The following is an 18,531-nucleotide window of genomic DNA, read 5'->3' as shown; positions in this document are numbered from 1 at the left end:
TGCACCGCAGCACCAAGCGCTTTGTTACCCGTCAGGCAATCGCCGCGTCCACCAGCACCTGGGCTTCCTGCACCAGGCGCTGCAGGTGCGCCTCGTCGATGAAGCTTTCGGCGTAGATCTTGTAGATGTCCTCGGTGCCCGACGGGCGCGCGGCGAACCAGCCATTGGCGGTCATCACCTTCAGCCCGCCGATGGCCTGGCCATTGCCCGGGGCATGGCTGAGGATCTTCACGATCGGCTCACCGGCCAGCTCGGTCGACTTCACCTGCTCCGGCGCCAGCTTGCTCAGCAGGGCCTTCTGCCGGGCGTCGGCCTTGGCCTCGACGCGGGTGGCGTACGGCTTACCGAGCGCTTCGGTGAGGTCGGCATAGGCCTGGCTCGGGTTGCGACCGGTACGCGCGGTCATCTCGGCAGCCAGCAAGGCGGGGATCAGGCCATCCTTGTCGGTGGCCCACACCGAGCCGTCGCGGCGCAGGAACGACGCACCGGCGCTCTCCTCGCCACCAAAGCCCAGCGAACCGTCGAACAGCCCTTGGGCAAAGAACTTGAAGCCTACCGGCACTTCATAAAGGTCGCGACCAAGGCGCGTGGTGACGCGGTCGATCATGCCGCTGGACACCACGGTTTTGCCGACGGCAGCGTCGCTGCGCCACTGCGGGCGATGGCGGTACAGGTAGTCGATGGCCACGGCCAGGTAGTTGTTCGGCTGCAGCAGGCCATCGGCGGTGACGATGCCGTGGCGGTCGTGGTCCGGGTCGCAGGCGAAGGCCACGTCGAAGCGCTCGCGCAGGCCGATCAGGCCCTGCATGGCGTACGGCGAGGACGGGTCCATGCGGATCTGGCCATCCCAGTCGACGGTCATGAAGCGGAAGGTCGGGTCGACCTCGGTGTTCACCACTTCCAGGTCAAGCTTGTAGTGCTCGGCGATGGCCGACCAGTAGCGCACCCCTGCCCCGCCCAGCGGGTCTACACCGAGGCGCAGCTTGGCGCTGCGGATGATGTCGAAATCGATCACGTTTTCCAGGTCGGCCACATAGCTGCCTACGTAGTCGTGGCGCTGGGTGGTCGGTGCCTGCAGCGCCTGGGCATGGTCCATGCGCTTGACGCCCGCCAGGTCAGCCGCCAGCAGCTCGTTGGCCTTGGCCTCGACCCACTTGGTCACGTCGCTGTCGGCCGGCCCGCCATTGGGCGGGTTGTACTTGAAGCCACCGCTTTGCGGCGGGTTGTGCGACGGGGTAATGACGATGCCATCGGCCAGGCCCTGCTCGCGGCCACGGTTGTAGCAGAGGATGGCGTGGGACACGGCCGGCGTCGGCGTGTACTCGTCATCCTTGGACAACATCACCTGCACGCCATTGGCCGCCAGCACTTCCAGGGCGCTGGCGGTGGCCGGTGCCGACAGTGCATGGGTGTCGGCGCCGATGAACAGCGGGCCATCGATGCCCTTTTTCTGGCGGTACAGGCAAATGGCCTGGGTGATGGCCAGCACGTGGTACTCGTTGAAACTCAACTCCAACGACGTGCCCCGGTGCCCAGAGGTGCCGAAGGCCACTCGCTGAGCCGCCACGGCAGCGTCCGGGCGGCCGGTGTAGTAGGCGGTAAGCAGGCGGGGAATATCGACCAGCACGCTGGCCGGAGCCGGCTTGCCTGCCAAAGGACTGAGCGTCATGCAAAAACCTCGAGTTCAACGGATGTTGGTGTTGGAGCGTGCAGTGTACTGAGAGTTGCAATACCGTGCGATGGGCGGTAGCAAAGAAAAGAACAGCTGACGCGCCCCTTGTAGAAGCGGCCTTGCGTCGCGATCGGGCCGCAAGGCCGCTCCTACAGACTCCGCGCATGCCGCTCATCTTGCGGATGCCGGTCTAGAGTAGAGGCCATACCCATCGAATACGAGGCCCCATGGCTTTCCACCGTCTGACCCGCACCCACCCACGCCTGAGCATCGCCGCCGCCGTCGGCCTGCTCGGGGCGTGGCTCATCCCCGCCGACGACACCGTGCAGCATATCCTCGCCGGCTGGAACCTTGGCGTATGGCTATACCTGCTGCTGGTGCTGTACCTGAGCTGGAACGCCAGCCCGGAAAAGGTCCGCAAGGTCGCCCGGGTCGAAGACGAAAACGCCGGCCTGGTCCTGCTCACCGTGTGCATTGCCGCCATCGCCAGCCTTGCCGCAGTGACCTTGCAACTGGTGTCCAGCCGCGATCTGCAAGGTGCTGACCAGGCCCTGCATTACCTGTACACCGGCCTGACCGTGGCAGGGTCCTGGCTACTGATCGGCTGCATATTCAGCCTGCACTACGCGCGGCTGTTCTACACAGGGCAGAACCATGAACCGCCGCTGCGCTTCGCCGATGGCGAGCGCAACCCGGATTACTGGGACTTCCACTACTTCTCCTTCACCATCAGTGTGGCGGTGCAGACTTCCGATGTGGGTGTGGCCGGACGGGGATTGCGGCGGGTGGTGCTGGCGCATTCGCTGGTGGGGTTCGTGTTCAATACGGCGATTCTGGGATTCACCATCAATATCGCGGCAGGCCTACTGGGCTGAGCGCGCCGCTCGTCCGAAAGTATCAGAGCATTATCATGGAGATATGCACCGCGACAGCTCAAGGAAAACGTTTGCTTGGCCAGTTGCCGCCCGGCATGCCCCCGAAGCTATGTGATCTCTGTCATGCATTAGTACATTTGTCGTATTTGCCGCCGAGAATCACCCATGGCAGGTGCTATCTTTACCTTCCCGGCGGCCGCATCGATGTGGCCACTTGCTCACCACGTCCAGGTACGGACAAGGAGGCTGGCATGAACAAGATGACGTTCCCCAACGCCTGCCAGGTGATGCGCTGGCATTTCCACCCGCTGGGTTTCGAGGCCAGCATGGATGCGCCACGCAGCATGATCGCGCGGCTGTTCGACCGCGCTACCGGGGAGACCGTACTGGCCATTGCCGGCATCCCTTGCGCGGCCATCATGGCCGCCGCCGATGTCGAACGCATCATCGAGGCCGTCGAGGCCGAGATGGATGCTTTCATACCCGCCTTCACCCTGCGCGCTGCGGTCTAGACTGCTGCCATATTTTTCTCGCCCAGGGCCTGCAACCTGCCCATGAACTGCTCGGCCGGCACAGGTTGCCCAAGCAGGTAGCCCTGCAGCGAATCACAGCCCAGGCGGGTCAGGAAAGCCTGTTGCCTGTCGGTCTCGACCCCTTCGGCCACAATCCGCAGCCCCAGCGCCTGGCCCAGGGCGACGATTGCCGAGACGATTGCCGCATCGTCGCTGTCCTGCTCCAGGTCACGGACGAAACCGCGATCGATCTTCAGCTCGTTGGCCGGCAGGCGCTTGAGGTACATCAGGCTGGAATAACCGGTACCAAAGTCATCGATGGACAGGTCCACGCCCATGTCCGACAGGCGCTGCAGCACGGCCAGGCTGGCATCAGCGTCGTGCATGGCAGTGGTTTCGGTGATTTCCAGGGTCAGGCAGTTGGCCGGCAGACCGTTCTGCTCAAGCGCCTTTGCCACGCTCTCGACCAGCCCTGCGTGGCAGAACTGGATAGCCGACAGGTTCACCGCCATGCGCCACCCCTGGTGGCCCTGGTCCAGCCATTCACGCATCTGGCGGCATGCCTCGCCAAGCACCCACTCACCGATTGGAATGATCAGCCCGGTCTTTTCCGCCAGGCCAATAAAGCGGTCGGGCAGCAACAGACCCTGCTGCGGATGCTCCCAGCGCAGCAACGCCTCGGCACCGATCGGCTGGCACGCCTGGGCATCGATTTTGGGCTGGTAGTGCAGGCGGAACTGGCGCTGCTCAAGGGCCTGGCGCAAGTCCTGCAACAGCTGCAGCTGCTGGCGGGCATTACTGTTCATCGACACGTCGAAGAAGCTGTAGCCGTTCTTGCCGGCGCTTTTGGCGTGGTACATGGCGGCGTCGGCGTTGCGCAGCAGCTCGTGCTGGTCCTGGCCATTGCCCGGGTAAAGAACGATGCCCAGGCTCGCTGACAATTGCAGGTCGTGCTCGGCCACGCGGAATGGCCGCGATACCAGGTTGACCTGCTTGACCGCCACGTCCATGGCATCGTCCGGTTCCTGCAACTCCACCAGCAGGACAAATTCGTCGCCGCCAATGCGCGCCAGTGTGTCCTGGCTGTGCAGATGCCCGCGCAGGCGCCCTGCCACGGCCTTGAGCAGCAGGTCGCCGATATGGTGGCCGAACGCATCGTTGACCGGCTTGAAGCCGTCCAGGTCGATGAACATCAGGGCAAAACAGCCGCCCTGCTCCGCCACCTTGGCGATGGCTTGCTCGATGCGGTCGGCCAACAGGGTGCGGTTGGGCAGATCGGTGAGAGTATCGTGCAGGGCAAGCTGCGTGAGCTCCTGATTGGCCAGAGTCAGCGAACGGGCCAGCTCGGCGGTGCGTGCCTCCAGGCGGGCGTCCAGCACCGAGGTCAGCAAGGCCACCGCCAATACCGCCAGGGTGGTGATCAGCACCAGGTAGACCAGGCCGTCACCCTGCAGGCCGCTGCCCAGCGCGCCGCAAAAGCTGCCCTCGGGGAAATTCGCCGCCGCCATGCCGGTGTAGTGCATGCCGACGATGGCAAAGCCCATCACCACCGCCGCCAGACCACGGATCTGCCTGACATAGGGCGTGTGCTTGCGCAGGCGGAAGGCGATCCACAGGGCCGCTGCTGATGCCCCAACCGCTATCAGCAAGGAGGCACCGAACAAGGCCGGGTCATAGTCGATTCCCGGCAGCATGCGCAGCGCGGCCATGCCGGTGTAGTGCATGCAGGCGATGCCCGCCCCCATGATCAGCGCACCAAAGCCCAGCTGCAGCCAGGGCAGACTTGGTTGGCTGACCAGCCACAAGGCAAAGCCTGAAGACAACACGGCAATCAGCAGCGAGAACGCGGTCAGGGGCAGGTCGTAACCCAGGTCGATGGGCAGGCTGAAGGCGAGCATGCCGATAAAGTGCATCGACCATACGCCGATGCCCATGGCCAATGCGCCACCCCCCATCCACAAGTATGCAGCCCGGCCCTTGGCCGTGGCGATACGGCCGGTAAGGTCCAGGGCGGTATAGGACGCCAGGATCGCCACGCACAGCGAAATCAACACCAGCGAAGAGGAGTAGCTACCGGTCAACATGGGGAGTTCCAGCGCGGGACAGGGGGGCCCGGAAAAAGCTGACGATTGTACTCAAGCTTTGCCGAAACGCACGGGGTTTTTGCGAATGGGAATGGATCCAAAGATCGCGCCCTTCACTGTGCTTTCAGGGCTGCTGTGCAGCCCATCGCCGGCAAGCCAGCTCCCACAGGGTCCGCACTGTCTCAAGCAGTGTGTGGTGCCTGTGGGAGCTGGCTTGCCGGCGATGAGGCCGTCACAGGCATCATAAGGCTTGGAAAGCGAGTCAATCCTGCTCGGCAAACGCCTGATCGGCGTCCCAGCCCCCACCCAGCGCGGCAACCAGTTGCACACTGGCCACCAACCGCCCCTGCAGCAGGTTCAACACACTGCGCTCGTTGCTCAGCGCCGTGGTCTGCACATTCACCACATCCAGGTAGCCGATCAGCCCGGCACGGTACTGGTTCTCGGTCAGGCGCAGCGACTCGCGGGCTGCATCCAGAGCCTCCTGGCGCACCACCGCTTCGTCGCCATACACCTTCAGCTGCACCAGCAGGTTTTCCACTTCCTTGAAACCGTCCAGCACGGTCTGGCGGTACTGCGCCACGGTCTGGTCATATACCGCCACCGTGCGGTCCACTTCGGCACTGCGCTTGCCGGCGTCGAACAGGTTCAGCGCCAGCTGCGGGCCCACCGACCAGTAGCGGTTGGGCAGCTCGATCCAGTTGTTGAAACTGCTGCTGGAATAACCGCCACTCATGCTCAGGCTCAGGTCCGGGAAATACGCCGCCCGCGACACGCCGATATTGGCGTTGGCCGCCATCACGTTACGCTCGGCCGAGGCAATGTCCGGCCGCCGCTCCAGCAACTGCGAAGGCAATGAAACCGGAATCTGCGGCAGAGCCGGAATGTTCTTGCTGTCGGCCAGGGCAAAGTTGGCCGGCGTCTTGCCCATCAGCACGGCAATGGCGTTCTCGAACTGCGCGCGCTGCCAGATCAGGTCGATCAGGTCGGCCTGGGTGCTCTTCAACTGGGTACGCGCCTGGGCCACCGCATCGGGGCCGGCGACACCGGCCCGGTACTGGTTTTCGTTCATTCGCAGCGAGCGTTCATAGGCCGCCACGGTAGCTTCCAGCAAGCGCTTCTGCTCGTCGATTACCCGCAGTTGCAGGTAGTTCTGCACCAGCTCCGACTGCTGGCTGAGGCGGATCGAGGCCAGGTCGGCCAGGCTGGCTTGCGCACTGGCTTCATTGGCGTTCAGGGTTTCGCGCAGCTTGCCCCACAGGTCGATCTCCCAGCTGACGCCCAACTGTGCATTGTAGGTGTCGCGGATGCCGCTGCTGCTGCTGGACAGGCTCGAGCTGGAACTGCCCGTACCCTGGGCAGAGCGGTTCTTGCCGACCGTCAGGTCCAGGCTGGGGAACAACCCTGCCCGGCTGCTGCGCACCAGTGCCTGGGCCTGGCGATACTGGGCTTCGGACTGCGCCACGGTCTGGTTGCTGCGGTTCAGCTCTTCGACCAGCGCGTTCAGCCCGGCATCGCCGTACAGTTCCCACCAGGCCCCGCGGGCGATGGCATCGGACGGCGTGGCCTGGGTCCAGCCTTCGGCGTGCTTGAACTGCGCCGCCGGGCTGTCCAGCTCGGGGCGGTGGTAGTCCGGGCTCAAGCTACAGGCACTGAGCAAGGCCGCGCACAATCCGGCACCCAGCAGGCGCGAGCCGCGGCCACGGGTCAGCACTTGCAGGGCACGGTGAAGTGGGGTCTGGGCAAAAGTCATAGCGGGGTATCCAGGGCGGCGTCGGTGCGCACGCCGCGCCAACGGTTGAAACGGTGACGCAGGTGGTCCAGGTACAAGTACACCACCGGCGTCGTATAAAGGGTCAGGACCTGGCTGAACACCAGGCCACCAATGATGGTCAGGCCCAGCGGCTGGCGCATCTCCGCACCCTCGGCACGGCTGAGCAACAGCGGCAGGGCACCAAGAATGGCCGCCAGGGTGGTCATCAGGATCGGCCTCAGGCGCAGCAGGCAGGCACGGCGGATCGACTCTTCCGGCGACAGGCCCTGATGGCGCTCCAGCTGCAAGGCCAGGTCGATCATCAGGATGGCGTTCTTCTTCACCACGCCAATCAGCAGGAATAGCCCCAGCAGCGAGATCAGGCTGAACTCGCCACCGGTGACGTACAGCGCCAGCAACGCACCGACCCCTGCCGAGGGCAAGGTCGAGAGGATGGTCAGCGGGTGAATATAGCTCTCGTAGAGAATACCCAGCACCAGGTAAACCAGCACCAAAGCGCCGAGGATCATGAACGGCTGGCCTTCCTGGGTCTTGGCGAAGGCGTTGGCCGTGCCGCCGAGCTTGGCGATCACCTCTTCAGGCAGGCCCAGCTTGGCCACCGCACGCTCCACGGCTGCCATGGCCTGGTCGGTGCTGTAACCTTCGGCGACATCGAAGGCGATGTCCTCGGAGGCGAACTGCCCCTCGTGGCTGACCCGGTCGTTGGCCAGGCTGTTCTCGTAGTGGGCGATGGTCGACAGCGGCACGCGAGCGCCGTCGGCGGTAATCACCTGCACTTGCTCGAGGGTGCTAGGGTCCCAGGCATACTTGGGGTTGATCTCCAGCACCACCTGGTACTGGTTGAGGCTGTCGTAGATGGTGGAGATCTGCCGCTGGCTGTAGGCGTTGTTGAGCACCGTGGTGACCATGCTCATGTCGATGCCCAGGCGTTTGGCCTGGTCACGGTCTACCACCAGGGTCACCTGCTGGGTGCCAGAACCGTCGCGGGCATCGATGGCGGTCAGTTCGGGCAGCGCGCGTATCGCCGCCACTACCTTGGGGAACCACTCGCGCAGGGCTGACAGGTCACCGCTCTGCAAGGTGTAAAGGTACTGCGACGAGCTCTGGTCGCGGCCACCACCCCCCAGTTGCAGGTCCTGGTCGGCCATCAGGAACAGCCGCCCGCCGGGCACCTTGGGCATTTCCTTGCGCAACCGTTCAATCACCTTCTGCGCGTCGATCTTGCGCTCGCTGATCGGCTTCAGGCGCACAAGTACCATAGCGTTGTTGGTACCGCTGTTGCCGCCGATGAAACCGGCCACGCTCTGCACGGCCGGGTCCGCCAGCAGCGCCCGGCGGTAAATTTCCATCTTCGGCTGCATCACCCCGAACGACAGCCCGTCATCGCCACGGATGAAGCCCATCAACTGCCCGGTATCCTGCTGCGGGATGAGCGTTTTCGGCACCACCACATACAGGGCGACGTTCAGGCCGATGGTCGCCAGCAGGCTGATCAAGGTCAGGCGCCGGTGGCGCAGCACCCAGCCCAGGCTGCGGTCATAGCCATCGACCATGCGCTCGTGCAGTTTGTCGCTGTAGCGCTGCAGACGCGTCGGCTGGGCGCGGTGCGGCTTCAGCCAGCGGGCGCAGAGCATCGGCGTGAGGGTCAGCGAGACCACAAGCGAGACGATGATGGCCGCCGCCAGGGTGATCGAGAATTCCTGGAACAGGTTGCGCACGATGCCGCCCATGAACAGGATCGAGACGAACACTGCCACCAGCGAGACGTTCATGGACAGCAAGGTGAAGCCGACTTCCCTGGCGCCGAGAAACGCCGCGCGCATCGGCGGCTGGCCGTCCTCGATATGCCGCGAAATGTTCTCCAGCACCACAATGGCATCGTCCACCACCAGGCCGGTGGCGAGAATCAGCGCCATCAGCGACAGGTTGTTGAGGGAAAACCCGCACAGGTACATCACCGCGAAGGTGCCGACCAGCGACACCGGCACCGCCAGGCTGGGGATCAACGAAGCACGGAAACTGCCGAGGAACAGGTAGACCACCAGAATCACAAGCACCACGGCGACCAGCAGGGTGTGCTCGGCCTCTTTCAGGGTGGCCTTGATCACTGGCGAGCGGTCCATCGCCACGTTCAGCTGGACGCTGGCCGGCAGCAGCGACTGCAGGGCCGGCAGCTGTGCGTGGATCTGGTCGACGGTCTCGATGATGTTGGCGCCGGTCTGGCGGTTGACCACCAGCAGCACCGCACTCTGGTCGTTGAAGAAACCGCTGTTGTAGCGGTTTTCGACGCCGTCGGTCACGGTCGCCACATCGGCCAGACGCAAGATGGTGCCATTTTGCTGGCGGATCACGATCGGTTCGTAGTCCTTGGCCTTTTCCAGCTGGTCGTTGGCGCGCACTTGCCAGTTGCGCTCGCCGTCCTCTACAAAGCCCATGGGCCGGCGCTGGTTGGCATTGGCCACGGCGGTGCGAACTTCGTCCAGCGACAGGCTGTACTGGTTGAGCAGTTGCGGCTCGACGGCAATGCGCACCGCCGGCAACGAACTGCCACCGATCTGCACTTCCCCTACCCCGCTCACCTGGGCCAGGCTCTGCGACAGGATGGTATCGGCCAGGTCGTACAGCTGACCCTTCTGCAACACATCCGAAGTCAGTGACAGCACCATGATCGGTGCCTGCGCCGGGTTGATCTTCTTGTAGGTGGGCATGCTGCGCATGCCACTGGGCAACAGATTGCGGGTAGCATTGATGGCCGCCTGCACTTCACGCGCAGCGCCGTCGATGTCCCGGCCCTGCTCGAAGCCGATGATGACCCGCGTCGAGCCCTGGTTCGAGCTGCTGGTCAGGGTGGTAACGCCGGCGATGCTGCCAAGCTTGCGCTCCAGCGGCGTGGCCACGGTAGAGGCCATGACCTCCGGGCTGGCCCCCGCCAGGTTGGCCTGCACCACGATCACCGGGAAGTCCATCTGCGGCAACGGCGCCACCGGCAGCAGGCCGAAGCTGACGCCACCCAGCAGCATGATCGCCAGGCTCAGCAGCATGGTCGCCACCGGCCGGCGAATAAAAGGTGCGGACAGGTTCATGCCTCGGCCTGCTTCGCGTCAGTGGCCGGGCGCCAGCGCTGGGCCAGGCGGTCGAAGTACAGGTAGATGACCGGTGTGGTGAACAGCGTCAGCACCTGGCTGACCAGCAGCCCGCCGACCATCACCAGGCCCAGCGGCTGGCGCAGTTCGGCACCGGAACCGGTGGCCAGCATCAGCGGCACAGCGCCGAACAGCGCCGCCAGGGTGGTCATCAGGATCGGCCGGAAGCGCAGCAGCGCCGCCTGGTAGATCGCATCCTGCGGGCTCATGCCCTGGTGTCGCTCGGCCTCCAGGGCGAAGTCGATCATCATGATGGCGTTTTTCTTGACGATGCCGATCAGCAGGATGATGCCGATGATGGCGATCATGCCCAGGTCGTTGCCACTGAGGATCAACGCCAGCAATGCGCCGACCGCTGCCGATGGCAGGGTCGAGAGGATGGTCACCGGGTGGATATAGCTCTCGTACAGCACGCCCAGCACGATGTACATGGTCACCACAGCGGCCAGAATCAGCAGCAAGGTGCTCGACAAGGATGCCTGGAACGCCTCGGCGGCGCCCTGGAATTTGGTCTGCACGCCAATCGGCATGCCGATGTCCTGCTGCACCTGCTCGATCACCTTCACCGCCTCGCCCAGCGAAGCGCCGTGCGCCAGGTTGAACGACATCATCACCGCCGGGAACTGGCCGATGTGCGAGATCGCCAGTTGCGCCTGGCGCTGCTCGACACGTGCCAGCGCAGACAGGCGCACCTGGCCGCCGTCGCTGGCCTTGACGTGGACCGCCTCCAGCGCCTGCGGGCCGATGCTTGCCGCATCGCGCGACTGCAGCACCACCCGGTACTGGCTGGCCTGGGTGTAGATGGTCGAGATCTGCCGCTGGCCGAAGGCGTCGTACAGGGCGTTGGTGATCTGCGAAACGTTGATCCCCAGGCGGCTGGCCATGTCGCGGTCAATCACCAGGTACACCTGCAGCCCCTTGTCCTGCAGGTCGCTGGCCACGTCCTGCAGTTCGGGCCGCTGCTGCAGGGCATTGGTCAGCTTGCCGCTCCACAGCGCGAGCAGGTCGGCATCCGGCGAAGACAGGCTGAACTGGTACTGGGTACGGCTGACCCGGTCTTCGATGCTCAGGTCCTGCACCGGCTGCATGAACAGGCGGATACCGACCAGCTTGTCGACCTGCGGCTGCAGGCGGCTGATCACCTCGGCGGCGGTGGCATCGCGCTCGCCATGCGGCTTGAGGTTGATCAGCAGGCGGCCACTGTTGAGCGTGGCGTTGTCGCCGTCCACGCCAATGTACGAGGACAGGCTCTGCACCGCCGGGTCCTGCAGGATCACCTTGCTCAAGGCCTGCTGGCGGTCGCTCATGGCGGCGAACGAAGTGGATTGCGGGGCTTCGGAAATACCCTGGATCACCCCGGTGTCCTGCAGCGGGAAGAATCCCTTGGGTACGATCATGTACAGGAACACGGTCAGCACCAGGCTAGCCACTGCCACCAGCAGGGTCAGCGGCTGGTGCCGCAGAACCCACTGCAAGCCGCGGCCATAGTGCTTGATCAGCCAGTCGATCCAGGCGCCACTGGCGCGGTAGAAGCGGCCCTGCTCCTCTTCCTTGGGCTCACGCTTGAGCAGCCGTGCGCACATCATCGGCGTCAGTGTCAGCGAAACCACCAGGGAGATCAGGATCGCCACCGCCAGGGTGATGGCGAACTCGCGGAACAGCCGGCCGACCACATCGGCCATGAACAGCAGCGGGATCAACACCGCAATCAGCGAGAAGGTCAGCGAGATCAGGGTGAAGCCGATTTGCCGGGCACCCTTGAGCGCCGCCTGCAAAGGGGTCTCGCCCTCCTCGATGTGCCGGGAAATGTTCTCCAGCATGACGATGGCATCATCGACCACGAAACCGGTAGCGATGGTCAGGGCCATCAAGGTCAGGTTGTTCACCGAGAAGCCGGCCAGGTACATCACGCCGAAGGTGCCGATCAGCGACAGCGGCACGGCAATCGAGGGAATGAGGGTGGCGCTGAAGCGACGCAGGAAGACGAAGGTGACCATCACCACCAGCACGATGGCGATCAGCAACTCATGCTGCACGTCCTTGACCGCAGCGCGGATGGTCTGGGTACGGTCGGTGAGCACCGATACATCAAGGCCGGCCGGCAGGTTGTCGGTGATCGACGGCAGCAGCTCCTTGATGCGGTCGACCACCTTGATCACGTTGGCGCCGGGCTGGCGCTGGATATTCAGCAGCACTGCCTGGTTCTGGTTGGCCCAGGCTGCCAGACGCTCGTTTTCGGCGCCATCGACAATCTCAGCGACATCCTTGAGCCGTAGGGGCGCGCCATTGTTGTAGGCCAGGATCAGGTTGGCGTACTCCGCCGGGGTGCGCAGCTGGTCGTTGGCATCGAGCATCGACACCCGGGTCGGGCCGTCGAAGTTGCCCTTGGGCTGGTTGACGTTGGAAGCGCCGATAAGGGTCCGCACATCTTCCAGGTTCAGGCCATTGGCCGCCAACGCATCGACGTTGACCTTGATCCGCACCGCCTGACGCTGGCCGCCAGCAATGCTGACCATGCCCACACCACTGATTTGCGCGAGCTTCTGTGCCACGCGAGTGTCGACCAGGTCATTGAGCTTGGGCAGCGGCATGGTTTTGGACGAGATGGCCAGGGTCAGCACCGGGGTGTCGGCCGGGTTGACCTTGTTGTACACCGGTGGTGCCGGCAGGTCGCTGGGCAGGAGGTTGCTGGCGGCGTTGATCGCGGCCTGCACCTGTTGCTCGGCGACGTCCATGTTCATGTCGAGGTTGAAGCGCAGGGTCAGCACCGAAGCACCGCCGGAGCTGGTCGAGGCCATTTGCTCCAGGCCCGGCATCTGCCCGAACTGACGTTCCAGTGGCGCGGTTACCGCGCTGGTCATCACCTGCGGACTGGCGCCGGGGTACAGGGTCATGACCCGGATGGTCGGGTAATCCACCTGCGGCAACGCCGACACCGGCAGCAGCTTGTAGGCGATCAGGCCGGCCAGGACGATGGCCAGCATGCTCAGCGTGGTGGCGACCGGCCGCAGGATGAACAGGCGCGAGAGGTTCATGCGCCCGCCTTGCCTGCTGCTTTAACCGGCTGTTGCGGAAGCTGCGGCGCACCGCTTTGCGCCGAGCCTTTGGCGTCCTGGCCCTGCAGGTGCTGACCAGGCGTGGTCGGCACTTGCGAGCTGTCTTCGACCACCTCGACCTTGGTGCCTTCGCGCAGGCGATCGGTGCCTTCCAGCACCAGGCGGTCGCCAGCGGCCAGGCCTTCAAGGATGACGCTGTTGTCGCCGTCGCTGGCGCCGACCTTGAGCTTGCGCACGTTCACGGTGTTCTCGGCGTTGACCACATAGGCGAAGGTACCGTCGTTGCCGAACTGGATCGCCGCTGCCGGAGCCATGACCACCTGCTTGAGGGTGTCGGCCAGCAGGCGCACGTTGACGAACTGATTGGGGAATAGCGCCAGGTCCTTGTTCTCGAAGCGGCCTTTGAACTTCAGGGTGCCGGTGGTGGTGTCGATCTGGTTGTCGATGCTGCCTAGCACGCCGGTGGACTGCAGCTTGCTGTCACTGCGGTCCCAGGCCTCGACCGGCAGGCTGGCGCCGCTGCGATAGCGCTCCAGCACCGTGCTCAGCTCGGTTTCCGGCAGGGTGAAGGCGACGTTGATCGGCTCGGTCTGGGTAATGACCACCAGCGCGGTGGCATCGTTGGCTGCCACCAGGTTGCCCAGGTCGAGCTGGCGCAGGCCCACCCGGCCGTTGATTGGCGAGCGGATCTGGGTGAAATCGAGGTTCAGGCGGGCGTCATTGACCTGCGCCTGGTTGGTCTTGACCAGCCCCTGGAACTGCGCCACCTGCGCTTCGGCGGTATCGAGGGTTTGCTTGGCGATGCTGTCTTCGGCGTACAGGCCTTTATAACGGGCCACGTCGACCTGGGCATTTTTCAGCTGCGCCTGGTTCTGGGCCAGGGTGCCTTCGGCCTGCTGCAGGGCGATGCGGTAGGAACGCGGGTCGATCTCGGCGAGCAGATCGCCGGCCTTGACCTGCTGGCCTTCCTTGAAGTGGATTTTCACCAGCTCGCCCGCCACGCGGCTGCGCACGTTCACGGTATTGGTCGCAGTGACCGTGCCCAGTGCCTTGTAGTACAGCGGGAAGTCGCCCACACGTACCGGTTCGACACGGACCGGCACCGGGTCGGTGGAGCCGCCGAAGCCCGGCCGGCCGCCCATGCCCATGCCCTTGCCACCGCGCCCGCCGCCGGCTTCTTGATGCACAGGCGCCGCTGCGGGCCACAGCCACCAGGCGAGGGCCGCCACCAGCAGCAGGATCAGCAGGCCGACGAGCCAGCGACGGGGGGAACGGGAATTGGACGCTTGCATGGGTTGAACGAACCTTGTTCGGAATGACGACTTGGGAGGGTGAACGATAAGCACTGGCATCGTTTTAGCAAAGGCCCTTTACCAGAGGTTTACCTTTGCCTGACGTTGCCAAAACGCGGAATTTTAAATGAAAACGGCCCGGAACGTGTTCCGGGCCGTTACAGGGTTTTGCTTGGAGTGGAGATGGGCCTGAAGGTTTCCGTTGCCTTTGCTGGCCCTATCGCCGGCAAGCCAGCTCCCACAAGCACATCACAGGCATTGAGAACAGCCTTGTACCTGTGGGAGCTGGCTTGCCGGCGATAGGGCCGGTACAGGCTACAAATGCCTGCCCTGCCCCCCCCGCAACCCTTACTTCAGTACAGCCAGTGCCGCATCGTAGTTCGGCTCGTCAGCAATTTCGCCAACCAGCTCGCTGTGCAGCACCTTGTCGTTTTCATCCAGCACCACCACGGCGCGGGCGGCCAGGCCGGCCAGCGGGCCGTCGGCGATGGCAACGCCGTAGTTTTCGAGGAACTCGCGGCCACGCAGGGTCGACAGGTTCTTCACGTTTTCCAGGCCTTCGGCGCCGCAGAAGCGGGCCTGGGCGAACGGCAGGTCAGCCGAGATGCACAGCACCACGGTGTTGGCCACGTCGTTGGCCTGGGCGTTGAACTTGCGCACCGAGGTGGCGCAGGTCGGGGTGTCGACGCTTGGGAAGATGTTCAGCACCTTGCGCTTGCCGGCGAAGTCTTTCAGCGACTTGTCAGCCAGGCCTTCACCTACCAGGGAGAAAGCCGGAGCCTGGGCGCCGGCCTGTGGCAGGTTGCCGTTGACCTGGACCGGGTTGCCTTTGAGAGTCACTTGAGCCATGACGAAATCCTTATGCGAGGTTTGAAAAGGACACTGAGTTAAGCATGAAGGCGACCGGGTGCCTATGGGGGCAAGTGAAATTGTTCTAATCACAGACGAATTTTTGTGGACAAAATGCCGATACCTGCCGTGACGGCCAGTTGCCGAGCCCATCCCGACCTCCCACTCCGAGCCTGCTACAAAGTTGGTTTCTTGATTGATATGAGCTGCACAATACTACCCTCATAATGGCTGCATGGCTTGAGCTAGAGCGCTTTACGATAAAGTTGAGCCACCCCTGACAAGTATCAAGGTAAAAAAACCTACAACTTTATCGGACGTTTCGCCACCAAGTTAATCTTGTACATCTTCCAACCCGATCTACCCTTCTTGCGAATGGTTTTCAAAACTCGGCCAACCCTCAGAGACGAAGTTTCCGCTCATGCACTGGCGAACCAGGCGGTACGAATGATGGAAATTTGCGGGCCGACGCTTCGGGCAGTTGAGTGCACTGATTTACTGGATGACGAACGCTATTTCTTGCATTTCCAATCGGCGGGGTTAGTAGCATGAACCGCCCACCGGATTCGCTCCGGCGCCATCTGTGCTCGACGTTGCTGATTCTGTTGTGTCTGTTAGGTGTATTTCCGCTGGATGTGATCCTCCCATCATTCCCTGCGCTCTCAGATGAGTTTCGGGTCGACTCAAAGCAGATAGCGTACTCCGTGAGCTTTTTTGCTATTGGCGTTGCCATGGCGCAACTAGTGATCGGCCCATTGTCGGATAGCATCGGGCGCAAGCGTTTGCTGCTCGCCGGGTTGGGAGTAGCCATTGCTGGGGCGCTCGGTTGCATATTTTCAACCACCTATGAAACGTTCATGGCGTTTCGTTTAATGCAGGCCCTGGGTTGCGGCAGCCTCGTGCTCGGTCAGGCGCTTGTGCAGGATCTGTATAGGGGTAAACAACGCAATGGCATGCGAATCCTGTTAACCAGCGCAAGTGGGTTATTCATCTCTCTGTCACCGCTGGCAGGTGCCTTTCTCCAGCAGCTCTTTGGCTGGGAGGCAAGCTTCACAGTATTCGTGGGCATCGCTGCGATCGTTTCACTTTTGTCGTATGTGCTGCTTCAGGACGCACCTGGGCTGCACCACCGGGCGTCAGGCTTCTCCAGTTATCTGATGATGCTGCGCGACACGCCCTATCTCGCCTATTCCATGCAGTCCAGCCTCGCCTTTGCCTGCCATTTTTCCTTTATCGTCATAGCGCCATTGCTGCTGATGGGCAGGCTGGAGCTGACGACCTATCAATTCTCCATTGTATTTATCGGCTATGGGTTGGCCTATATCGCTGGCGGAGTAGCTGCAACTTATTTGAACCATCGCGTAAGCCCGCAGGCTCAAATAAAAGCGGGTTTCCTGCTGATAAGTGCTGCGGGCGCCACCCTTTTGATATGGGAGCAGCTAGCAGGGTTGTCTGTGGTGGGTGTTCTGCTACCGATGATTGTCTGTACCACCGGGACAACCCTGGTGCGCCCGGCTGCGACGACCCAGGCCCTGGCACGCTATTCGCGCCAGGCAGGTGCGGCAGCCTCGCTCAACACGACACTGCTGTTCGCTTGGGCGGGTTTGACTGGCAGCGTGGTCGCAAGCTTCGAAAGTACACTTCCGGTAGGCTTGGGACTGCTGTTCGTGGTGGCCAGCCTCTGTGGATGGTGGCTGCTTGCGTGCACCAAGGACGATGAAATGCAACGCTGCTGAAACCTTGGTCAGGCTTAAAAAAATGCCCGGGTGGCGATAGCCGACCCGGGCAGCCTTTACTGCAAGCAGCGAATCAGCTCAGCAGGCCGTAGACCACCGAGGTCAGCGCAACCAGGCCGATCACCACGACGAACACATTGGAGGCCGCGCCGCTGTACTTGCGCATGGACGGTACCCGGCGAATCGCGTACATCGGCATCAGGAACAGCAGCACCGCCAGGATCGGGCCGCCCAGCGACTCGATCATGCCGAGGATGCTCGGGTTCAGGGTGGCGACGATCCAGCACACCACCAGCATCAGCCCGGCAACCACGCGGTCGAGTGCCTTGGCACCTGGGCGCGCGCCGGTCTTGGCAATGATGCCCTTCAGGCCTTCGCTGGCACCGATGTAGTGGCCGAGGAACGACTTGGCGATGGCCACGAAGGCGATCAGCGGCGCAGCGAAGGCGATGGCGGGGTTGCTGAAGTGGTTGGCCAGGTACGACAGGATCGACAGGTTCTGAGCCTTGGCCTCGGCCAGCTGGGCGCTGCTCAGGGTCAGCACGCAGCTGAACACGAAGAACAGCACCATCACCACCATCAGCAGGTGGGCACGGCGCAGGATCTGGCCGCTGCGCTCATCGGCGTGCTCGCCGTAGCGGCGCTTCTGGTCAACCGCGAAGGCCGAGATGATCGGCGAGTGGTTGAACGAGAACACCATCACCGGGATGGCCAACCACAGGGTGTGCAGGAAGGCCGAAGGCGGCGGTACCTGGGTGGCGCTGTCGAGGATGCCGCCGGTCCAGTGCGGGACCAGGTACAGGCCGAGCAGCGCCAGGGCGACGATGAACGGGTACACCAGCAGGCTCATGACCTTGACCGTGGCCTGCTCGCCACAGCGCACGATGGCCAGCAGGCCGAGGATCAGCACGAACGACAAAATGGCCCGTGGTGGCGGCGCCATGTGCAGCTGGTGTTCCATGAAGCTGGAAACGGTATTGGTCAGTGCCACGCTATAGATAAGCAGGATGGGGAAGATGGCGAAGAAGTACAGCACGGTGATCGACGCACCGGCGCTGATGCCGAAGTGCTCCTTGACCACCTCGGTGATGTCGCCGCCGTTGCGCCCCGACAGCACGAAACGGGTCAGCCCGCGGTGGGCGTAGTAGGTCATCGGGAAGGCCAGCACGGCCAGGATCAGCAGCGGCCAGAAGCCGCCGAGGCCGGCGTTGATCGGCAGGAACAGAGTCCCGGCGCCGATGGCTGTGCCGAACAGGCCCAGCATCCAGGTGGTGTCTTGACGCGCCCAGCTGCCGAGGGTGGCGGGGGTCGATTCTGCAAAGCGTTGTTCAACGCTTGGGGCCTGCTCATTCATCCGGGTGAAGCTCCACTCGCAAGACTGCAACAGGCTGAGAATGGCGAAATAGACGATTCGCCCAACTCAACCGGGAAAGAGGGGCGCGATTGTGCACGCAAAGGTTGCACTTGCGAAGCCCTTTTCCGAGGAGCGGTTGCACTTGTCTTTACAAGCAGGTTGTAGCAAGGGCTGCTTTGCAGCC

The 18,531-nt window shown here is 63.3% G+C and carries 11 protein-coding genes; 3 read left to right on the top strand and 8 right to left on the bottom strand.

What is annotated here, in order from left to right; translation table 11 throughout:
• Positions 1-31: 31 nt before the first annotated feature.
• Positions 32-1,669, bottom strand: coding sequence for a phosphoglucomutase (alpha-D-glucose-1,6-bisphosphate-dependent) (pgm, locus tag AC5O5R_RS12245; RefSeq protein WP_494515409.1), 1,638 nt, complete (start codon positions 1,667-1,669; stop codon positions 32-34).
• Between the two features lie 230 nt (positions 1,670-1,899).
• Between pgm and AC5O5R_RS12240 the strand changes: the two genes are divergently transcribed.
• Positions 1,900-2,547, top strand: a complete 648-nt coding sequence (locus AC5O5R_RS12240; RefSeq protein WP_172220039.1) for a DUF1345 domain-containing protein — start codon at positions 1,900-1,902, stop codon at positions 2,545-2,547.
• A gap of 251 nt (positions 2,548-2,798) precedes the next feature.
• Positions 2,799-3,059, top strand: coding sequence for a DUF1652 domain-containing protein (locus tag AC5O5R_RS12235; protein ID WP_172286621.1), 261 nt, complete (start codon positions 2,799-2,801; stop codon positions 3,057-3,059).
• Here the strand turns inward: AC5O5R_RS12235 and AC5O5R_RS12230 are convergent.
• The 6 genes from AC5O5R_RS12230 to tpx all read right to left on the bottom strand — a co-directional run bounded on the left by AC5O5R_RS12230 (position 3,056) and on the right by tpx (position 15,257).
• Positions 3,056-5,143, bottom strand: a complete 2,088-nt coding sequence (locus AC5O5R_RS12230) for a putative bifunctional diguanylate cyclase/phosphodiesterase (RefSeq protein ID WP_172286622.1) — start codon at positions 5,141-5,143, stop codon at positions 3,056-3,058. The two genes, AC5O5R_RS12235 and AC5O5R_RS12230, sit on opposite strands and share 4 nt — an antisense overlap.
• 262 nt (positions 5,144-5,405) lie before the next feature.
• A complete protein-coding gene (locus tag AC5O5R_RS12225) occupies positions 5,406-6,896 on the bottom strand; it encodes an efflux transporter outer membrane subunit (RefSeq protein WP_494515408.1) in 1,491 nt (496 codons plus the stop codon).
• Complete coding sequence (locus tag AC5O5R_RS12220) at positions 6,893-10,000, bottom strand: efflux RND transporter permease subunit (RefSeq protein WP_172220051.1); 3,108 nt, start codon at positions 9,998-10,000, stop codon at positions 6,893-6,895. The genes AC5O5R_RS12225 and AC5O5R_RS12220 overlap by 4 nt, the downstream gene beginning before the upstream one ends.
• Complete coding sequence (locus tag AC5O5R_RS12215; protein WP_494515407.1) at positions 9,997-13,095, bottom strand: MdtB/MuxB family multidrug efflux RND transporter permease subunit; 3,099 nt, start codon at positions 13,093-13,095, stop codon at positions 9,997-9,999. The genes AC5O5R_RS12220 and AC5O5R_RS12215 overlap by 4 nt, the downstream gene beginning before the upstream one ends.
• Entirely contained in the window at positions 13,092-14,408 is a 1,317-nt protein-coding gene (locus tag AC5O5R_RS12210) for an MdtA/MuxA family multidrug efflux RND transporter periplasmic adaptor subunit (protein WP_172220057.1), read from the bottom strand. The genes AC5O5R_RS12215 and AC5O5R_RS12210 overlap by 4 nt, the downstream gene beginning before the upstream one ends.
• 348 nt (positions 14,409-14,756) lie before the next feature.
• On the bottom strand, positions 14,757-15,257 hold the full coding sequence (gene tpx / locus AC5O5R_RS12205; RefSeq protein WP_172220060.1) for a thiol peroxidase: 501 nt from the start codon (positions 15,255-15,257) through the stop codon (positions 14,757-14,759).
• A gap of 548 nt (positions 15,258-15,805) precedes the next feature.
• On the opposite strand from tpx, the gene AC5O5R_RS12200 reads away from it, so the two are divergent.
• Positions 15,806-16,993, top strand: coding sequence for a Bcr/CflA family efflux MFS transporter (locus AC5O5R_RS12200; RefSeq protein ID WP_494515406.1), 1,188 nt, complete (start codon positions 15,806-15,808; stop codon positions 16,991-16,993).
• Between the two features lie 73 nt (positions 16,994-17,066).
• On the opposite strand, the gene AC5O5R_RS12195 is transcribed toward AC5O5R_RS12200, so the two are convergent.
• Complete coding sequence (locus AC5O5R_RS12195) at positions 17,067-18,347, bottom strand: serine/threonine transporter (protein WP_172220066.1); 1,281 nt, start codon at positions 18,345-18,347, stop codon at positions 17,067-17,069.
• Positions 18,348-18,531 lie beyond the last annotated feature (184 nt).

The organism is Pseudomonas sp. 8_5_2 (assembly GCF_059295255.1).
The sequence above is the reverse complement of the archived record's forward strand: the minus strand, read 5'-3'. Positions and strand labels throughout refer to the sequence as shown.

Bases quoted from the DNA above. Each gene is read 5' to 3' on its own strand.
- AC5O5R_RS12225 (WP_494515408.1), bottom strand. From the start codon at position 6,896: ATGACTTTTGCCCAGACCCCACTTCACCGTGCCCTGCAAGTGCTGACC.
- AC5O5R_RS12240 (WP_172220039.1), top strand. From the start codon at position 1,900: ATGGCTTTCCACCGTCTGACCCGCACCCACCCACGCCTGAGCATCGCC.
- AC5O5R_RS12200 (WP_494515406.1), top strand. From the start codon at position 15,806: ATGAACCGCCCACCGGATTCGCTCCGGCGCCATCTGTGCTCGACGTTG.
- pgm (WP_494515409.1), bottom strand. From the start codon at position 1,669: ATGACGCTCAGTCCTTTGGCAGGCAAGCCGGCTCCGGCCAGCGTGCTG.
- tpx (WP_172220060.1), bottom strand. From the start codon at position 15,257: ATGGCTCAAGTGACTCTCAAAGGCAACCCGGTCCAGGTCAACGGCAAC.
- AC5O5R_RS12220 (WP_172220051.1), bottom strand. From the start codon at position 10,000: ATGAACCTGTCCGCACCTTTTATTCGCCGGCCGGTGGCGACCATGCTG.
- AC5O5R_RS12235 (WP_172286621.1), top strand. From the start codon at position 2,799: ATGAACAAGATGACGTTCCCCAACGCCTGCCAGGTGATGCGCTGGCAT.
- AC5O5R_RS12230 (WP_172286622.1), bottom strand. From the start codon at position 5,143: ATGTTGACCGGTAGCTACTCCTCTTCGCTGGTGTTGATTTCGCTGTGC.
- AC5O5R_RS12195 (WP_172220066.1), bottom strand. From the start codon at position 18,347: ATGAATGAGCAGGCCCCAAGCGTTGAACAACGCTTTGCAGAATCGACC.
- AC5O5R_RS12215 (WP_494515407.1), bottom strand. From the start codon at position 13,095: ATGAACCTCTCGCGCCTGTTCATCCTGCGGCCGGTCGCCACCACGCTG.
- AC5O5R_RS12210 (WP_172220057.1), bottom strand. From the start codon at position 14,408: ATGCAAGCGTCCAATTCCCGTTCCCCCCGTCGCTGGCTCGTCGGCCTG.